Here is an 18,449-nt window from a genome sequence, read left to right on the forward strand (position 1 = left end):
TGCCGAGCGGTCGACATCCTTTAACGATCCGTCCAGAGAGGCGGAGAAGGAGGTCAAGGTTTCCCATGGGTGCTGCGGGTGATGCCGCAATCGGCCGGGAGTCCCGCGAGTTGATGTCCGCGGCCGACGTCGGCCGCACGATTTCGCGCATCGCGCATCAGATTATCGAGAAGACCGCGTTAGATGACCCAGTCGGACCCGACGCGCCGCGGGTGGTGCTGCTGGGAATCCCGACCCGTGGCGTGACGCTGGCGAATCGCCTGGCCGCCAATATCACCGAATACAGCGGCATCCACGTCGGCCATGGCGCGCTGGACATCACCCTGTACCGCGACGATCTGATGATCAAGCCGCCGCGGCCCTTGGCGTCGACGTCGATCCCGGCCGGTGGGATCGATGACGCGCTGGTGATCCTGGTCGATGACGTGCTCTACTCCGGGCGCTCGGTGCGTTCCGCCCTGGACGCGCTGCGCGACGTGGGCCGGCCGCGGGCGGTGCAATTGGCGGTGCTGGTCGACAGGGGTCACCGGGAACTGCCGCTGCGCGCCGACTATGTGGGCAAGAACGTTCCGACCTCGCGCAGCGAGAGCGTGCACGTGCGGCTGCGCGAGCACGACGGCCGTGACGGCGTGGTGATCTCGCGATGACCCCAAGGCACCTGCTGACCGCCGCCGACCTCAGCCGCGACGACGCCACCGCCATCCTCGACGACGCCGACCGGTTTGCGCAGGCGCTGGTCGGTCGCGACATCAAGAAGCTGCCGACGCTGCGGGGCCGGACCGTCGTCACGATGTTCTATGAGAACTCCACCCGCACCCGGGTGTCGTTCGAGGTAGCGGGTAAGTGGATGAGCGCCGACGTGATCAACGTCAGCGCTGCCGGATCTTCGGTAGGCAAGGGTGAGTCGCTGCGGGATACCGCGCTGACCCTGCGCGCGGCCGGGGCTGACGCGCTGATCATCCGCCATCCCGCGTCCGGCGCCGCCCATCTGCTGGCGCAGTGGACCGGCGCCAACAACGATGGGCCGGCGGTGATCAACGCCGGTGACGGCACTCATGAACACCCCACGCAGGCGCTGCTTGATGCGCTGACCATCCGTCAGCGCCTCGGCGGCATCGAAGGCCGGCGCATCGTGATCGTCGGCGACATCCTGCACAGCCGGGTCGCCCGCTCCAACGTCATGCTGCTGGACACCCTGGGCGCCGAGGTGGTGCTGGTGGCGCCACCCACATTGCTACCGGTCGGGGTGACCGGCTGGCCGGCCACCGTCTCCCACGACTTCGATGCCGAGCTGCCCGCCGCCGACGCGGTATTGATGCTGCGGGTACAGGCCGAGCGGATGAACGGCGGTTTTTTCCCGTCCGTACGGGAGTACTCGGTCCGCTACGGGCTAACCGAGCGGCGCCAGGCGATGCTTCCCGGCCACGCCGTGGTGTTGCACCCGGGACCGATGGTGCGTGGCATGGAGATCACATCTTCGGTCGCGGACTCGTCGCAATCGGCTGTGCTGCAACAGGTTTCCAACGGAGTCCAGGTGCGGATGGCGGTGCTGTTCCATGTGCTGGTGGGAGCGCAGGATGCCGGTAAAGAGGGTGCGGCGTGAGCGTGCTGATTCGTGGTGTGCGGCCCTACGGCGAGGGGGAGCGGGTCGACGTACTCGTCGATGACGGCCAGATCGCCCAGATAGGACCGGATCTGGCGATCCCCGATACGGCCGATGTCATTGACGCCACCGGACACGTGCTGCTGCCCGGGTTCGTCGATCTGCACACCCATCTGCGCGAGCCGGGCCGCGAGTATGCCGAGGACATCGAAACCGGTTCGGCCGCGGCCGCTTTGGGCGGCTACACCGCGGTGTTCGCGATGGCCAACACCAACCCCGTGGCCGACAGCCCGGTGGTCACCGACCACGTCTGGCACCGCGGCCAGCAGGTCGGCCTGGTCGACGTGCACCCCGTCGGCGCGGTCACCGTCGGGCTGGCCGGAGCCGAGCTGACCGAGATGGGCATGATGAACGCCGGCGCCGCCCAGGTGCGGATGTTCTCCGACGACGGCCTCTGCGTGCATGACCCGCTGATCATGCGCCGCGCCCTGGAATATGCCACCGGTTTGGGCGTGCTGATCGCCCAGCACGCCGAGGAGCCCCGGCTGACGGTCGGCGCCGTCGCGCACGAGGGACCCATGGCGGCGCGGCTGGGCCTGGCGGGATGGCCGCGGGCCGCCGAGGAATCGATCGTCGCCCGCGACGCCTTGCTGGCCCGTGACGCCGGCGCCCGGGTGCACATCTGTCACGCGTCGGCCGCGGGCACCGTCGAAATCCTGAAATGGGCTAAGGACCAGGGTATTTCGATCACCGCCGAGGTCACCCCCCACCACCTGTTGCTCGACGATGCCAGATTGGCCAGCTATGACGGCGTGAACCGGGTCAACCCGCCGCTGCGCGAAGCTTCCGACGCGGTCGCCCTGCGACAGGCGCTGGCCGACGGGATCATCGACTGTGTGGCCACAGATCACGCCCCGCATGCCGAGCACGAGAAATGCGTCGAATTCGCCGCGGCCCGGCCCGGCATGCTCGGGTTGCAGACGGCATTGTCGGTGGTGGTGCAGACAATGGTGGCGCCCGGCTTGTTGAGCTGGCGCGATGTCGCGCGGGTGATGAGTGAGAACCCGGCGTGCATCGCACGCTTGCCCGATCAGGGCCGGCCACTGGAGGTGGGGGAGCCGGCCAACCTGACGGTGGTGGACCCCGACGCCACCTGGACGGTCACCGGCGCCGACCTGGCCAGCCGGTCGGCCAACACGCCGTTTGAGTCGATGAGCCTGCCCGCCACCGTGACCGCGACCCTGCTGCGCGGGAAGGTGACCGCGCGCGACGGGAAGATCCGGGCATGAACTCCGGCACGCTGGCGGGGTCGCTGATCTTCGCGGCGGTGCTCGTCATGCTGATCGCGGTGCTCGCTCGGCTGATGATGCGCGGCTGGCGGCGCCGTTCGGAGCGGCAGGCGGAGCTGCTCGGCGACTTGCCCGACGTGCCCGAGCACGTGAGCTCGGCCACGGTCACCACCCGCGGCCTGTACGTGGGCGCCACGCTGTCGCCGGCCTGGAACGAGCGGGTCACCGTCGGTGATCTCGGGTATCGCAGCAAGGCGGTGCTCACCCGGTATCCGTCGGGCATCATGGTGGAACGCGCACGGGCTCAGCCGATTTGGATTCCTACGGAGTCGATCGCCGCCATTCGCATGGAACGCGGCGTCGCCGGCAAGGTGGTGGCCGGCATCGGGATACTCGCGATCCGTTGGCGACTGCCGTCCGGCACCGAGATCGATGTCGGGTTTCGGGCAGACAACCGCGACGAATACCAGGAGTGGCTGGAGGAACCCGTTTGAGCAAAGCCGTATTGGTCCTCGAAGACGGCCGGGTGTTCACCGGCAGGCCGTTCGGCGCGACCGGACAAGCGCTCGGGGAGGCCGTGTTTTCCACCGGCATGTCCGGTTATCAGGAGACGCTGACCGATCCCAGCTATCACCGTCAGATCGTGGTGGCCACCGCGCCGCAGATCGGCAACACCGGCTGGAACGGCGAGGACTCCGAAAGCCGAGGGGAGCGGATCTGGGTCGCCGGTTACGCGGTGCGCGACCCGTCGCCGCGCGCGTCCAACTGGCGCGCCACCGGCACGTTGGAAGACGAACTCATCCGCCAGCGCATCGTCGGGATCGCCGGCATCGACACCCGGGCCGTGGTGCGCCATCTGCGCAGCCGCGGGTCGATGAAGGCGGGGGTGTTCTCCGACGGGGCGCTGGCCGAGCCTGCCGACTTGATCGCGCGGGTGCGAGCACAACAGTCGATGCTGGGCGCCGATCTGGCCGGCGAGGTCAGCACCGCGGAGCCGTATGTCGTCGAACCCGACGGGCCACCGGGTGTTTCGAGGTTCACCGTGGCCGCCCTAGATCTTGGTATCAAGACCAACACGCCGCGTAACTTCGCCCGGCGCGGGATTCGCTGCCATGTGCTGCCGGCATCGACCACCTTCGAGCAGATCGCCGAACTCAACCCGCATGGCGTGTTCTTGTCCAACGGCCCCGGCGACCCGGCCACCGCCGATCACGTCGTCGCGCTTACCCGCGAGGTGCTGGGCGCCGGAATCCCGTTGTTCGGCATCTGTTTCGGCAACCAGATCCTGGGCCGCGCGCTGGGCCTGTCGACCTACAAGATGGTGTTTGGGCACCGCGGCATCAACATCCCGGTCGTCGACCACGCCACCGGTCGGGTGGCGGTGACCGCGCAAAACCATGGCTTCGCCCTTCAGGGGGAGGCGGGCCAATCCTTCGCCACCCCGTTCGGTCCCGCGGTGGTCAGCCACACCTGCGCCAACGACGGTGTGGTCGAAGGCGTCAAGCTCGTTGACGGGCGGGCATTCTCGGTGCAGTACCACCCGGAAGCCGCCGCCGGCCCGCACGATGCCGAGTACCTGTTCGACCAGTTCGTGGAGCTGATGGCAGGGGAGGGACGCTAGTGCCGCGGCGCACCGATCTGCACCACGTGCTGGTCATCGGCTCCGGGCCGATCGTCATCGGCCAGGCGTGCGAGTTCGACTACTCCGGGACTCAGGCGTGCCGGGTGCTGCGCGCCGAGGGCTTGCAGGTCAGCCTGGTGAACTCTAATCCGGCCACCATCATGACCGACCCGGAGTTCGCCGACCACACCTACGTAGAGCCCATCACCCCGGCGTTCGTGGAGCGGGTTATCGCCCAACAGGCCGAGCGGGGCAACAAGATCGACGCCCTGCTGGCGACCCTGGGTGGGCAGACCGCGCTGAACACCGCGGTCGCGCTGTACGAGAGCGGGGTGCTGGAAAAGTACGGCGTGGAACTCATCGGTGCCGATTTCGACGCCATCCAGCGCGGCGAGGACCGGCAGCGGTTCAAGGACATCGTTGCCAAGGCCGGTGGCGAATCCGCCCGGAGCCGAGTGTGTTTCACCATGGCCGAAGTGCGTGAGACGGTCGCCGAGCTCGGCCTGCCGGTGGTGGTGCGGCCGAGCTTCACCATGGGCGGGCTGGGTTCGGGGATGGCGTACTCCACCGACGAGGTCGACCGGATGGCCGGCGCCGGGCTGGCGGCCTCGCCCAGCGCCAACGTGCTTATCGAGGAATCGATTTACGGCTGGAAGGAATTCGAACTCGAGCTGATGCGCGACGGCCACGACAACGTGGTGGTGGTGTGCTCGATCGAAAACGTCGACCCGATGGGTGTGCACACCGGCGACTCGGTCACCGTCGCGCCGGCCATGACGTTGACCGACCGGGAATACCAGCGGATGCGCGACCTGGGCATCGCGATCCTGCGCGAGGTGGGTGTGGACACCGGCGGCTGCAACATCCAGTTCGCGGTCAACCCGCGCGACGGTCGGCTGATCGTCATCGAGATGAACCCGCGGGTGTCGCGTTCCAGTGCGTTGGCGTCCAAGGCGACCGGCTTTCCGATCGCCAAGATCGCCGCCAAGCTGGCCATCGGTTACACCCTCGACGAGATCGTCAACGACATCACAGGGGAAACGCCGGCCTGTTTCGAACCCACCCTGGACTACGTGGTGGTCAAGGCGCCGCGGTTCGCGTTCGAGAAGTTCCCCGGTGCCGATCCCACCCTGACCACCACCATGAAATCTGTCGGTGAGGCAATGTCGTTGGGCCGCAACTTCGTCGAGGCGCTCGGCAAGGTGATGCGCTCGCTGGAGACGACCCGCGCCGGGTTCTGGACGGCACCGGATCCCGACGGCGGCATCGAGGAAGCCCTGACCCGGCTGCGGACCCCGGCCGAAGGCCGGCTCTACGACATCGAGCTGGCGTTGCGGCTGGGTGCGACGGTGGAACGGGTGGCCGAGGCCAGCGGTGTCGACCCGTGGTTCATCGCGCAGATCAACGAGCTGGTCAATCTGCGCAACGAACTCGTCGCGGCACCCGTGCTGAACGCCGAGCTGCTGCGGCGCGCCAAGCACAGCGGACTATCGGATCACCAGATCGCGTCGCTGAGACCGGAATTGGCCGGCGAGGCCGGCGTGCGGTCACTGCGCGTGCGCCTGGGCATCCACCCGGTATACAAGACGGTGGACACCTGCGCGGCGGAGTTCGAAGCCCAAACCCCCTACCACTACAGCAGCTATGAGCTCGACCCCGCCGCCGAAACAGAGGTGGCCCCGCAGACCGAAAGGCCCAAGGTGCTGATCCTCGGTTCGGGGCCCAATCGGATCGGCCAGGGTATCGAGTTCGACTACAGCTGCGTACACGCGGCAACCACGTTGAGCCAGGCTGGCTTTGAGACCGTGATGGTCAACTGCAACCCGGAGACGGTGTCCACCGACTACGACACCGCGGACAGGTTGTACTTCGAGCCGTTGACGTTCGAGGACGTCTTGGAGGTCTACCACGCCGAAATGGAATCCGGTAGCGGTGGCCCGGGAGTGGCCGGCGTCATCGTGCAGCTCGGCGGCCAGACCCCGCTCGGGCTGGCGCACCGGCTCGCCGACGCCGGGGTCCCGATCGTGGGCACCGCACCGGAGGCCATCGACCTGGCCGAGGATCGCGGCGCGTTCGGCGACCTGCTGAGCGCCGCCGGACTGCCGGCGCCAAAGTACGGCACCGCAACCACTTTCGCCCAGGCCCGCCGGATCGCCGAGGAGATCGGCTATCCGGTGCTGGTGCGGCCGTCGTATGTGCTCGGTGGTCGCGGCATGGAGATCGTGTATGACGAAGAAACTTTGCAGGGCTACATCACCCGCGCCACTCAGCTATCCCCCGAACACCCGGTGCTCGTCGACCGCTTCCTCGAGGACGCGGTCGAGATCGACGTCGACGCGCTGTGTGATGGCGCCGAGGTCTATATCGGCGGGATCATGGAGCACATCGAGGAGGCCGGCATCCACTCCGGTGACTCGGCCTGTGCGCTGCCACCGGTCACGTTGGGCCGCAGCGACATCGAGAAGGTGCGTAAGGCCACTGAAGCCATTGCGCACGGCATCGGCGTGGTGGGGCTGCTCAACGTGCAGTACGCGCTCAAGGATGACGTGCTCTACGTCCTGGAAGCCAACCCGAGAGCGAGCCGTACCGTTCCGTTTGTATCCAAGGCCACAGCGGTGCCACTCGCCAAGGCATGCGCCCGGATCATGTTGGGTGCCACCATTGCCCAGATGCGCGCCGAAGGCTTGCTGGCGGTCACCGGGGATGGCGCCCACGCGGCGCGAAACGCCCCCATCGCGGTCAAGGAGGCCGTGTTGCCGTTTCACCGGTTCCGGCGCGCCGACGGGGCCGCCATCGACTCGCTACTCGGCCCGGAGATGAAATCGACCGGCGAGGTGATGGGCATCGACCGCGACTTCGGCAGCGCGTTCGCCAAGAGCCAGACCGCCGCCTACGGGTCGCTGCCGGCCCAGGGCACAGTGTTCGTGTCGGTGGCCAACCGGGACAAGCGGTCGCTGGTGTTTCCGGTCAAACGATTGGCCGACCTGGGTTTTCGCGTCCTTGCCACCGAAGGCACCGCAGAGATGTTGCGCCGCAACGGTATTCCCTGCGACGACGTCCGCAAACATTTCGAGCCGGCGCAGCCCGGCCGCCCCACAATGTCGGCGGTGGACGCGATCCGAGCCGGCGAGGTCAACATGGTGATCAACACTCCCTATGGCAACTCCGGTCCGCGCATCGACGGCTATGAGATCCGTTCGGCGGCGGTGGCCGGCAACATCCCGTGCATCACCACGGTGCAGGGCGCATCCGCGGCCGTGCAGGGGATAGAGGCCGGGATCCGCGGCGACATCGGGGTGCGCTCCCTGCAGGAGCTGCACCGGGTGATCGGGGGCGTCGAGCGGTGACCGGGTTCGGTCTCCGGTTGGCCGAGGCAAAGGCACGCCGCGGCCCGTTGTGTCTGGGCATCGATCCGCATCCCGAGCTGCTGCGGGGCTGGGATCTGCCGACCACGGCCGACGGGCTGGCCGCGTTCTGCGACATCTGCGTACGGGCCTTCGCTGATTTCGCGGTGGTCAAACCGCAGGTGGCGTTTTTTGAGTCATACGGGGCTGCCGGATTCGCGGTGCTGGAGCGCACCATCGCGGAACTGCGGGCCGCAGACGTGCTGGTGTTGGCCGACGCCAAGCGCGGCGACATTGGGGCGACCATGTCGGCGTATGCGACGGCCTGGGTGGGCGACTCGCCGCTGGCCGCCGACGCCGTGACGGCCTCGCCCTATTTGGGCTTCGGTTCGCTGCGGCCGCTGCTCGAGGTCGCGGCCGCCCACGGCCGAGGGGTGTTCGTGCTGGCGGCCACCTCCAATCCCGAGGGTGCGGCGGTGCAGAATGCCGCCGCCGACGGCCGTACGGTGGCCCAGTTGGTCGTGGACCAGGTGGGGGCGGCCAACGAGGCGGCAGGACCCGGGCCCGGATCCATCGGCGTGGTCGTCGGCGCAACGGCGCCACAGGCCCCCGATCTCAGCGCCTTCACCGGGCCGGTGCTGGTGCCCGGCGTGGGGGTGCAGGGCGGGCGCCCGGAGGCGCTGGGCGGTCTGGGCGGGGCCGCATCGAGCCAGCTGTTGCCCGCGGTGGCGCGCGAGGTCTTGCGGGCCGGCCCCGGCGTGCCGGAACTGCGGGCGGCGGGCGAACGGATGCGCGATGCCGTCGCCTATCTCGCTGCCGTGTAGCGGGTGCCCTGCCACCGCGCCGCTAAATCCCACCAGCATGGGGTGGTGAGCCCAGCGCTCGTGTGACCAAACTCACCGCCCTGGGCCGTCGTCACGCTGTGTTAACCTCTCGTTCAAATGATATTCATATTCAATAGTGGCGCTAAGTGTCCGGTTGAATCCCCGTTGAACCCCCAACAGATGGAGTCTGTGTCGTGACGTTGCGAGTCGTTCCCGAAAGCCTGGCAGGCGCCAGCGCTGCCATCGAAGCAGTGACCGCTCGCCTGGCCGCCGCGCACGCCGCGGCGGCCCCGTTTATCGCGGCGGTCATCCCGCCTGGGTCCGACTCGGTTTCGGTGTGCAACGCCGTTGAGTTCAGCGTTCACGGTAGTCAGCATGTGGCAATGGCCGCTCAGGGGGTTGAGGAGCTCGGCCGCTCGGGGGTCGGGGTGGCCGAATCGGGTGCCAGTTATGCCGCTGGGGATGCGCTGGCGGCGGCGTCGTATCTCAGCGGTGGGCTATGACCGAGCCGTGGATAGCCTTCCCTCCCGAGGTGCACTCGGCGATGCTGAACTACGGTGCGGGCGTTGGGCCGATGTTGATCTCCGCCACGCAGAATGGGGAGCTCAGCGCCCAATACGCAGAAGCGGCATCAGAGGTCGAGGAATTGTTGGGGGTGGTGGCCTCCGAGGGATGGCAGGGGCAAGCCGCCGAGGCGTTTGTCGCCGCGTACATGCCGTTTCTGGCGTGGCTGATCCAAGCCAGCGCCGACTGCGTGGAAATGGCCGCCCAGCAACACGTCGTCATCGAGGCCTACACTGCCGCGGTAGAGCTGATGCCTACTCAGGTCGAACTGGCCGCCAACCAAATCAAGCTCGCGGTGTTGGTAGCGACCAATTTCTTTGGCATCAACACCATTCCCATTGCGATCAATGAGGCCGAGTACGTGGAGATGTGGGTTCGGGCCGCCACCACGATGGCGACCTATTCAACAGTCTCCAGATCGGCGCTCTCCGCGATGCCGCACACCAGCCCCCCGCCGCTGATCCTGAAATCCGATGAACTGCTCCCCGACACCGGGGAGGACTCCGATGAAGACGGCCACAACCATGGCGGTCACAGTCATGGCGGTCACGCCAGGATGATCGATAACTTCTTTGCCGAAATCCTGCGTGGCGTCAGCGCGGGCCGAATTGTTTGGGACCCCGTCAACGGCACCCTCAACGGACTCGACTACGACGATTACGTCTACCCCGGTCACGCGATCTGGTGGCTGGCTCGAGGCCTCGAGTTTTTTCAGGATGGTGAACAATTTGGCGAACTGTTGTTCACCAATCCGACTGGGGCTTTTCAGTTCCTCCTCTACGTCGTTGTGGTGGATTTGCCGACGCACATAGCCCAGATCGCTACCTGGCTGGGCCAGTACCCGCAGTTGCTGTCGGCTGCCCTCACTGGCGTCATCGCCCACCTGGGAGCAATAACTGGTTTGGCGGGCCTATCCGGCCTGAGCGCCATTCCGTCTGCTGCGATACCCGCCGTTGTACCGGAGCTGACACCCGTCGCGGCCGCGCCGCCTATGTTGGCGGTCGCCGGGGTGGGCCCTGCAGTCGCCGCGCCGGGCATGCTCCCCGCCTCAGCACCCGCACCGGCGGCAGCGGCCGGCGCCACCGCAGCCGGCCCGACGCCGCCGGCGACTGGTTTCGGAGGCTTCCCGCCCTACCTGGTCGGCGGTGGCGGCCCAGGAATAGGGTTCGGCTCGGGACAGTCGGCCCACGCCAAGGCCGCGGCGTCCGATTCCGCTGCAGCCGAGTCGGCGGCCCAGGCCTCGGCGCGTGCGCAGGCGCGTGCTGCACGGCGGGGCCGCTCGGCGGCGAAGGCACGTGGCCATCGTGACGAATTCGTCACGATGGACATGGGTTTCGACGCGGCAGCTCCGGCCCCAGAGCACCAGCCGGGTGCCCGGGCGTCCGACTGTGGTGCGGGACCTATCGGATTTGCTGGCACGGTGCGCAAAGAGGCGGTCGTGAAAGCGGCGGGGTTGACCACGCTGGCCAGTGACGACTTCGGCGGCGGCCCAACGATGCCGATGATGCCCGGCACCTGGACCCATGATCAGGGCGTGTTCGACGAGCATCGCTGATAGCTGACTGGGCAGTGGCTGGCAAACAGCTGAGAGAGCACTCGAGAGCTATCGTCAGGGCAATGTCCGATGATGCTGAGCACCCGCATTCGGGGCACTAGCAGCCACGATGATCCTTGTTGGGTTGCACCGCGGAGATGTCGGCGAAAATTGGCAGGGTTGCGTTGACGCAACCATGGCGCGACACGCGCGATAGGTCGCCCAACCGCGAGTGATCCCCGGCACTGCGAGTTGCGACGCCACCTGCCGCCACCAGTCGTCGGCCGTCGTCGACCGGTTGAGCAGGTCCGGAAAGTCGAAATCCATTGTTAGGCAACACTATTCATGTTCCATGCCAGCCATGCCGGCACGGACACGGGGCTCCGTCGAGAGGCCTTCGAGGTCGCCTGGCGGACCGCTGGCCGGTGGCACGTGCTACTCCCACGCTGCACGTTTGTCCCCAAAACCAGGGGGTCGGGTTAGATTTCGTCAGGAAGCCTGAGTACGGTCGTCTGCGCTGGCCGGCGTACCCGGCCGGGACAAACAACGATCGATTGATATCGATGAGAGACGGAGGAATCGTGGCCCTTCCCCAGTTGACCGACGAGCAGCGCGCGGCCGCGTTGGAGAAGGCTGCTGCCGCACGTCGAGCGCGAGCAGAGCTCAAGGATCGGCTCAAGCGTGGCGGCACCAACCTCACCCAGGTCCTCAAGGACGCGGAGAGCGACGAAGTCTTGGGCAAAATGAAGGTGTCTGCGCTGCTTGAGGCCTTGCCAAAGGTGGGCAAGGTCAAGGCGCAGGAGATCATGACCGAGCTGGAAATTGCGCCCACCCGCCGCCTTCGTGGCCTCGGTGACCGTCAGCGCAAGGCCCTGCTGGAAAAGTTCGGCTCCGCCTAACCCCGCCGGCCGACGATGCGGGCCGGAAGGCCTGTGGTGGGCGTACCCCCGCATACGGGGGAGAGGCGGCCTGACAGGGCCAGCTCACAATTCAGGCCGAACGCCCCGTGGGGGGAACCCGCCCAGGAGCGCCAGTGAGCGTCGGCGAGGGACCGGACACCAAGCCCACCGCGCGTGGCCAACCGGCGGCAGTGGGACGTGTGGTGGTGCTGTCCGGTCCTTCCGCGGTTGGCAAATCCACGGTGGTTCGGTGTCTGCGCGAGCGGATCCCGAATCTGCATTTCAGTGTCTCGGCCACGACGCGGGCGCCACGCCCGGGCGAGGTCGACGGTGTCGACTACCACTTCATCGACCCCACCCGCTTTCAGCAGCTCATCGACCAGGGTGAGTTGCTGGAATGGGCAGAAATCCACGGCGGCCTGCACCGGTCGGGCACTTTGGCCCAGCCGGTGCGGGCGGCCGCGGCGACTGGTGTGCCGGTGCTTATCGAGGTTGACCTGGCCGGGGCCAGGGCGATCAAGAAGACGATGCCCGAGGCTGTCACCGTGTTTCTGGCGCCACCTAGCTGGCAGGATCTTCAGGCCAGACTGATTGGCCGCGGCACCGAAACAGCTGACGTTATCCAACGCCGCCTGGACACCGCGCGGATCGAATTGGCAGCGCAGGGCGACTTTGACAAGGTCGTGGTGAACAGGCGATTAGAGTCTGCGTGTGCGGAATTGGTATCCTTGCTGGTGGGAACGGCACCGGGCTCCCCGTGACCCACGTCGTGACTAGTCAGTATTTAGCTTTCCAAGCCGCTCTACGCCGCCAGGAGAAATTTCACGTGAGTATCTCGCAGTCCGACGCGTCGTTGGCCGCCGTCCCCGCCGTGGATCAGTTCGATCCGTCGTCAGGTGCATCAGGTGGCTACGACACCCCGCTGGGCATCACCAATCCGCCCATCGACGAGTTGCTGGACCGCGTCTCGAGCAAATACGCCCTCGTGATCTATGCGGCAAAACGTGCCCGGCAGATCAACGACTACTACAACCAGCTTGGCGAGGGCATCCTCGAATATGTCGGTCCGCTGGTTGAGCCGGGGTTGCAAGAGAAGCCGTTGTCCATCGCGTTGCGCGAGATCCACGCCGATCTGCTCGAGCACACCGAGGGCGAGTAACAGGGCAGGCCTGAGGTGGTGGACCATAAACGGATCCCCAAGCAGGTAATAGTCGGTGTCTCCGGGGGCATCGCCGCCTACAAGGCGTGCACGGTTGTTCGTCAACTCACCGAGGCCGGTCATCGCGTCCGGGTCATTCCCACCGAATCCGCCCTGCGCTTCGTCGGTGCCGCGACCTTCGAGGCGCTCTCCGGTGAGCCGGTGTGCACCGACGTTTTCGCCGACGTTCCGGCGGTCCCGCATGTTCACCTCGGCCAGCAGGCCGATCTGGTCGTAGTGGCGCCGGCCACCGCCGACCTGCTGGCCCGCGCGGCGGCCGGTCGAGCCGACGATCTGCTGACCGCGACGCTGCTGACGGCGCGGTGTCCGGTGCTGTTCGCGCCGGCGATGCACACCGAGATGTGGTTGCATCCGGCCACCGTCGACAACGTGGCCACGCTGCGCCGCCGCGGCGCGGTGGTGCTCGAGCCCGCGACAGGACGGCTTACCGGCGCCGACAGCGGGGCCGGCCGACTGCCCGAGGCGGAGGAGATCACCACCCTCGCCCAGCTGCTGCTGGAGCGGCACGACGCCCTGCCCTACGATCTCGCGGGGCGAAAGCTGCTGGTTACCGCCGGTGGCACACGCGAGCCGATCGATCCGGTGCGCTTTATCGGCAACCGCAGCTCCGGCAAGCAGGGCTATGCGGTGGCGCGGGTGGCCGCCCAGCGCGGCGCCGACGTTACTTTGATCGCTGGGCATACCGCAGGGCTCGTCGATCCCGCCGGCGTCGAGGTGGTGCACGTCAGCTCGGCCCAGCAACTCGCCGACGCGGTGTCCAAGCACGCTCCGACCGCCGACGTATTGGTGATGGCGGCGGCCGTCGCCGACTTCCGGCCCGCGCAGGTTGCCACCGCCAAAATCAAGAAAGGCGTCGAAGGCCCACCGACCATCGAGCTGCTGCGCAACGACGACGTGCTGGCCGGGGTGGTGCGGGCCCGAGCCCATGGACAACTGCCCAACATGCGGGCCATTGTGGGCTTCGCAGCCGAGACCGGCGACGCCAATGGCGACGTGCTCTTTCATGCCCGAGCTAAACTGCGACGCAAAGGCTGCGATCTGTTAGTCGTCAATGCCGTCGGCGAAGGCAGGGCCTTTGAGGTAGACAGCAACGACGGCTGGCTACTGGCGTCCGATGGTACCGAGTCGGCATTGCAGCACGGCTCCAAGACACTGATGGCGAGCCGTATCGTTGATGCAATCGTCACGTTCCTGGCAGGCTGTAGCAGCTAACGGGTCCGGCGGCCGGTTCTGTACGGGTCCTGGACAGGTGCTGGACGATCCCTTGCTCGATTGGACGAGCTGAGATTGATGCCTGAGGATATAATTCGGCTAACTATTTATCGGAAGGATGACGATAGTGAGCGAAAAGGGTCGGCTGTTTACCAGTGAGTCGGTGACAGAGGGACATCCCGACAAGATCTGTGACGCCATCAGCGACTCGGTTCTGGACGCGCTTCTAGCGGCGGACCCGCGCTCACGTGTCGCGGTCGAGACGCTGGTGACCACCGGGCAGGTGCACGTGGTGGGTGAGGTGACCACCTCGGCTAAGGAGGCGTTTGCCGACATCACCAACACGGTCCGCGCACGGATCCTCGAGATCGGCTACGACTCGTCGGACAAGGGTTTCGACGGGGCGACCTGCGGGGTGAACATCGGCATCGGCGCACAGTCACCCGACATCGCCCAGGGGGTCGACACCGCCCACGAGGCCCGGGTCGAGGGCGCGGCCGATCCGCTGGACTCCCAGGGCGCCGGTGACCAGGGCCTGATGTTTGGCTACGCGATCAATGACACCCCGGAACTGATGCCACTGCCCATCGCGCTGGCCCACCGACTGTCGCGGCGGCTGACCGAGGTCCGCAAGAACGGGGTGCTGCCCTACCTGCGTCCGGATGGCAAGACGCAGGTCACTATCGCCTACGAGGACAACGTTCCGGTGCGGCTGGATACCGTGGTCATCTCCACCCAGCACGCGGCCGATATCGACCTGGAGAAGACGCTTGATCCCGACATCCGGGAAAAGGTGCTCAACACCGTGCTCGACGACCTGGCCCACGAAACCCTGGACGCGTCGACGGTGCGGGTGCTGGTGAACCCGACCGGCAAGTTCGTGCTCGGCGGGCCGATGGGCGATGCCGGGCTCACCGGCCGCAAGATCATCGTCGACACCTACGGCGGCTGGGCCCGCCACGGCGGCGGCGCCTTCTCCGGCAAGGATCCGTCCAAGGTGGACCGGTCGGCGGCGTACGCGATGCGCTGGGTGGCCAAGAATGTCGTCGCCGCCGGGTTGGCTGAACGGGTCGAGGTGCAGGTGGCCTACGCCATCGGTAAAGCGGCACCCGTCGGCCTGTTCGTCGAGACGTTCGGTACCGAGACGGAAGACCCGGTCAAGATCGAGAAGGCCATCGGCGAGGTGTTCGACCTGCGCCCCGGTGCCATCATCCGCGACCTGAACCTGTTGCGCCCGATCTATGCGCCGACCGCCGCCTACGGGCACTTCGGCCGCACCGACGTCGAATTACCGTGGGAGCAGCTCGACAAGGTCGACGACCTCAAGCGCGCCATCTAGCGTCGAGGGCGCGAGCAGACGCAGAATCGCACGCGGAAAGGCTTCCGCGTGCGATTCTGCGTCTGCTCGGCGCTAGCTGCTGATGCGGTAGTCGCCGAGATCGAACCGCCGGCTGCGCCAGTAGGCTTCGACCGTGGTGGTCGGGCGCAACGGGACGTCACCGTTCTTGTCGAAGTAATAGCTGTTGGCCAGCCGACAACTGTCCTGCCAGAAGACCTGGCGGTGCCGGCGGCGCATCACCTCCGCGAAATAGCGAGCGTTGGCTTCTTCGGTCACCTCGATGCGGGTGGCGCCGGTGCGGCGGGCTCGCTTCAGGCACCGGATGATGTGGTGTGCCTGCGTCTCGATGAGCGCGAAGTACGACGACCCGACGTAGCCGTACGGTCCGAACACGGTGAAGAAGTTCGGGTAGCCGGGAACGCTGACGCCCTCATAGGCCTGCAGCCGATGCTCGTCCCAGAACCGGCTCAAGGACGCACCGCCAGTTCCGGTGACGGCATAGGTCGGGATGCTGTCGGTGTCTAGCACCTTGAAGCCGGTCGCCAGCACCAGCACATCGATCTCGTGGCTGGCGCCGTCGGTGGTGGCCACCGCAGTGGGTGTGATCTTGTCGATCGGCTCGGTGACCAGCCGCACGTTGTCCCGGTTGAACGTCGACAGATAGGTGTTGTGGAAGCCGGGCCGCTTGCACCCCACTGCGTATCGCGGGGTGAGTTGCTCGCGCACCACCGGATCGTGGACCTGTTGGCGCAGGTAGCGCCGTCCCGCTGACTCCATGTGCTTGGCCAACGGAAACACCGCGAAGTAGTGCGCCGCGATGGGGAACGTTGCTTCCACGAAGGCCTGGCTGAGCAGCCGGTGGACGGCTTTGCCGCCGGGAATCCGCATCGCCCAACGAACGGCTGTGGGCAGTGGAACGTCGAATTTGGGGAAACACCAAATAGGGGTGCGCTGAAAAACGGTGAGGTGGGAGACAATTGGCGCCATCTCGGGAATGACCTGCACCGCCGAGGCGCCGGTGCCGATGATCCCGACGCGCTTGCCGGTCAGGTCCTGGGTGTGATCCCAGCGTGCGGTGTGCATGGTGACGCCTTCAAACGAGTCCACCCCGTCGATGTCGGGTAGTTTGGGCACCGTCAGAATGCCGCATGCGCTGATCAGGAACCTGGCTGTGATTTCGCCGCCCGGGTCCGTTTGCACCCGCCACAGGCTGTGCTCGTCATCGAACTCGGCGGCAAGCACCTTGGTGTTCAACTGGATCCGCGACCGGATGCCGTATTTGTCGACGCAGTGTTCGGCGTAGGCTTTCAGCTCGTGTCCGGGTGCATAGGTGCGCGACCAGTGCCGGCTCTGCTCGAAAGAGAACTGATAGGAGAAGGACGGAATATCCACGGCGATACCGGGATAGGTGTTCCAGTGCCAGGTCCCGCCGACACCGTCGCCGGCTTCGACCACGAGGTAGTCGCTGAATCCCGCCCGGTCGAGCTTGATTGCGGCGCCGATCCCGGAGAATCCGGCGCCGACGATCAGTGCGTGGTAGTCGGGCATCATCGCCTCCTCCCGATGACGTGTACTCCGTGCTTGGGTCGCAGAGTCAGCGTCGCCTCGAGTTCGACGTGATAGCCAGGGGCGAGGTCAAAGGTGAAGTGTTGACTCATGATTGCCGCCATCAAAACCATCTCCATCAGGGCGAAGCTCTGTCCGATGCAGATGCGTCGGCCGCCACCGAACGGCAGGTATGCGCAGCGAGGACGGTCCGTGGGGCACCGCAAAAACCGGCCAGGATCGAATCTATCCGGGTCGGGCCACCAGCGCGGGTCGTGGTGAATGTGGTGAATCGGGATGACGACGGTGGTGCCGCGGCGAATTCGGTGTCCGTCGATGATGTCATCATCGACGGCCTCGCGCGCGATTATCCACACCGACGAGAAGTAGCGTTGCGATTCCTGCAGGCACGCGGTGGTCCAGGCCAGCTTGCCCAGGTCGTCGGCGGTCGGGCGGCGCGTGCCCAGCACGTCGTCCAGCTCGGTGAGCATGTGGTCGCGGGCCTGCGGGTTCAGCGCCATCAGATACCAGAACCAGGACATGGCGTTGGCGGTGGTTTCGTGGCCGGCGAGCATGAACGTCAGAGCTTCATCGCGTACTCGCTGGCGGGGCCAGATTCCGCCGTCGGCGCTCAGCAACACGTTGAGCAGGTCCGCGGAGTTAGTCGGCTCGGCCAGTCGCCGATCGATCAGCGAGTTGACGGCGCGGTCCAGGGTCAGCGTGATCTCTTGCGTTTCCCGCAACGGCGGCGGCAGATGAACACCCGAGTAGATACACCAGATCAGCGTGTCGTAAACCGTCCGCGGCATCAGCCCCCACAGCCCCAGCCGCTCCAGCTTTTCCGCCCGCCGCAGGCCGCGAGTCGCAAGATCGTGCATGGACTGCACCAACGGCCCGAAGTCCTGGCTGAACAGGGCGTTGGCGACTACCCGCAATGTCGTCTCGACCATGCTTTGGTGCATGTCGAACTGCGCGCCGGGCACCAGCGCGGCGGTGACGTCGGCGATTGGGTCGATCATCAGACCGACGAGTCCGCGCAGGTGGCGCCGGGCGAAGGTCGGGTTTAACGCGCCGCGATGTCTTGCCCATGAGTCGCCCTCGTCGGTGAGCAAGTTGAGACCGGCGGTGGCCCGGATCGGTCCGTATTCGTCGGATTTGACATATTTCAGGCGGGCCTCGTACAGCACATGGTCGACGTAGTCGGGGTGACTGATCGAGACAAAACGTCTGCCAGCACAACGAAATCGGGTGATGTCGCTGCCGCGTAGCCGGCCCAGGAAGCCGTCGCCGGCGTCGAATCCGATGGTGATGGCTTCCCGGGTCATCGTCCAGGTGCTCATCCGCTTGGCCGGTCCCTTCAGGGGCCGCTGGGTGGTGGCGGTGGCCATGACTTCACTGTATGGATGACGCTGACTGGCCCGAAATGAGACTATGGGACAAATTGTTGTGAGTTTAG

At 66.5% G+C, this 18,449-nt stretch carries 16 protein-coding genes; 14 read left to right on the forward strand and 2 right to left on the reverse strand.

The window, feature by feature from the left end; translation table 11 throughout:
- Positions 1 to 65: 65 nt before the first annotated feature.
- From pyrR to metK, 14 genes are all read left to right on the forward strand, one after another.
- Positions 66 to 647: a bifunctional pyr operon transcriptional regulator/uracil phosphoribosyltransferase PyrR gene (gene pyrR, locus MCAN_RS07345; protein ID WP_014000735.1), complete on the forward strand. Its 582-nt coding sequence runs from the start codon at positions 66 to 68 to the stop codon at positions 645 to 647.
- The gene (locus MCAN_RS07350; protein ID WP_014000736.1) at positions 644 to 1,603 is read left to right on the forward strand and encodes an aspartate carbamoyltransferase catalytic subunit; all 960 of its coding nucleotides are present in this window, start codon (positions 644 to 646) and stop codon (positions 1,601 to 1,603) included. The genes pyrR and MCAN_RS07350 overlap by 4 nt, the downstream gene beginning before the upstream one ends.
- Positions 1,600 to 2,892 (forward strand): dihydroorotase, encoded by a 1,293-nt coding sequence (locus MCAN_RS07355; RefSeq protein WP_014000737.1) that lies wholly within the window; start codon positions 1,600 to 1,602, stop codon positions 2,890 to 2,892. The genes MCAN_RS07350 and MCAN_RS07355 overlap by 4 nt, the downstream gene beginning before the upstream one ends.
- On the forward strand, positions 2,889 to 3,386 hold the full coding sequence (locus MCAN_RS07360; protein ID WP_003898853.1) for a PH-like domain-containing protein: 498 nt from the start codon (positions 2,889 to 2,891) through the stop codon (positions 3,384 to 3,386). Before MCAN_RS07355 ends, MCAN_RS07360 begins: the two co-directional genes overlap by 4 nt.
- Positions 3,383 to 4,513, forward strand: a complete 1,131-nt coding sequence (gene carA / locus MCAN_RS07365) for a glutamine-hydrolyzing carbamoyl-phosphate synthase small subunit (protein ID WP_003407208.1) — start codon at positions 3,383 to 3,385, stop codon at positions 4,511 to 4,513. Before MCAN_RS07360 ends, carA begins: the two co-directional genes overlap by 4 nt.
- Complete coding sequence (gene carB, locus MCAN_RS07370; protein WP_014000738.1) at positions 4,513 to 7,860, forward strand: carbamoyl-phosphate synthase large subunit; 3,348 nt, start codon at positions 4,513 to 4,515, stop codon at positions 7,858 to 7,860. The genes carA and carB overlap by 1 nt, the downstream gene beginning before the upstream one ends.
- A complete protein-coding gene (gene pyrF, locus MCAN_RS07375) occupies positions 7,857 to 8,681 on the forward strand; it encodes an orotidine-5'-phosphate decarboxylase (protein WP_014000739.1) in 825 nt (274 codons plus the stop codon). The genes carB and pyrF overlap by 4 nt, the downstream gene beginning before the upstream one ends.
- Positions 8,682 to 8,875: 194 nt before the next feature.
- Positions 8,876 to 9,184, forward strand: coding sequence for a PE family protein (locus MCAN_RS07380; protein ID WP_014000740.1), 309 nt, complete (start codon positions 8,876 to 8,878; stop codon positions 9,182 to 9,184).
- The gene (locus MCAN_RS07385) at positions 9,181 to 10,800 is read left to right on the forward strand and encodes a PPE family protein (protein ID WP_014000741.1); all 1,620 of its coding nucleotides are present in this window, start codon (positions 9,181 to 9,183) and stop codon (positions 10,798 to 10,800) included. Before MCAN_RS07380 ends, MCAN_RS07385 begins: the two co-directional genes overlap by 4 nt.
- A 560-nt stretch (positions 10,801 to 11,360) precedes the next feature.
- The gene (gene mihF / locus MCAN_RS22135) at positions 11,361 to 11,678 is read left to right on the forward strand and encodes an integration host factor, actinobacterial type (protein ID WP_003407240.1); all 318 of its coding nucleotides are present in this window, start codon (positions 11,361 to 11,363) and stop codon (positions 11,676 to 11,678) included.
- 134 nt (positions 11,679 to 11,812) lie between these two features.
- Entirely contained in the window at positions 11,813 to 12,439 is a 627-nt protein-coding gene (gene gmk / locus MCAN_RS07400; protein WP_003900331.1) for a guanylate kinase, read from the forward strand.
- Positions 12,440 to 12,504: 65 nt separating this feature from the next.
- Entirely contained in the window at positions 12,505 to 12,837 is a 333-nt protein-coding gene (gene rpoZ / locus MCAN_RS07405; protein WP_003407248.1) for a DNA-directed RNA polymerase subunit omega, read from the forward strand.
- A 15-nt stretch (positions 12,838 to 12,852) separates the two neighbouring features.
- Positions 12,853 to 14,109, forward strand: coding sequence for a bifunctional phosphopantothenoylcysteine decarboxylase/phosphopantothenate--cysteine ligase CoaBC (coaBC, locus tag MCAN_RS07410; RefSeq protein ID WP_014000743.1), 1,257 nt, complete (start codon positions 12,853 to 12,855; stop codon positions 14,107 to 14,109).
- 127 nt (positions 14,110 to 14,236) lie between these two features.
- Complete coding sequence (gene metK / locus MCAN_RS07415) at positions 14,237 to 15,448, forward strand: methionine adenosyltransferase (protein WP_014000744.1); 1,212 nt, start codon at positions 14,237 to 14,239, stop codon at positions 15,446 to 15,448.
- A 72-nt stretch (positions 15,449 to 15,520) separates the two neighbouring features.
- On the opposite strand, the gene MCAN_RS07420 is transcribed toward metK, so the two are convergent.
- Positions 15,521 to 16,999, reverse strand: a complete 1,479-nt coding sequence (locus MCAN_RS07420; RefSeq protein ID WP_014000745.1) for a flavin-containing monooxygenase — start codon at positions 16,997 to 16,999, stop codon at positions 15,521 to 15,523.
- Positions 16,996 to 18,381: a cytochrome P450 gene (locus MCAN_RS07425; protein ID WP_014000746.1), complete on the reverse strand. Its 1,386-nt coding sequence runs from the start codon at positions 18,379 to 18,381 to the stop codon at positions 16,996 to 16,998. The genes MCAN_RS07420 and MCAN_RS07425 overlap by 4 nt, the downstream gene beginning before the upstream one ends.
- Between the last annotated feature and the right edge of the window lie 68 nt (positions 18,382 to 18,449).

The sequence above is a fragment of the Mycobacterium canetti CIPT 140010059 genome (assembly GCF_000253375.1).
Taxonomy (GTDB): Bacteria; Actinomycetota; Actinomycetes; order Mycobacteriales; family Mycobacteriaceae; genus Mycobacterium; species Mycobacterium tuberculosis.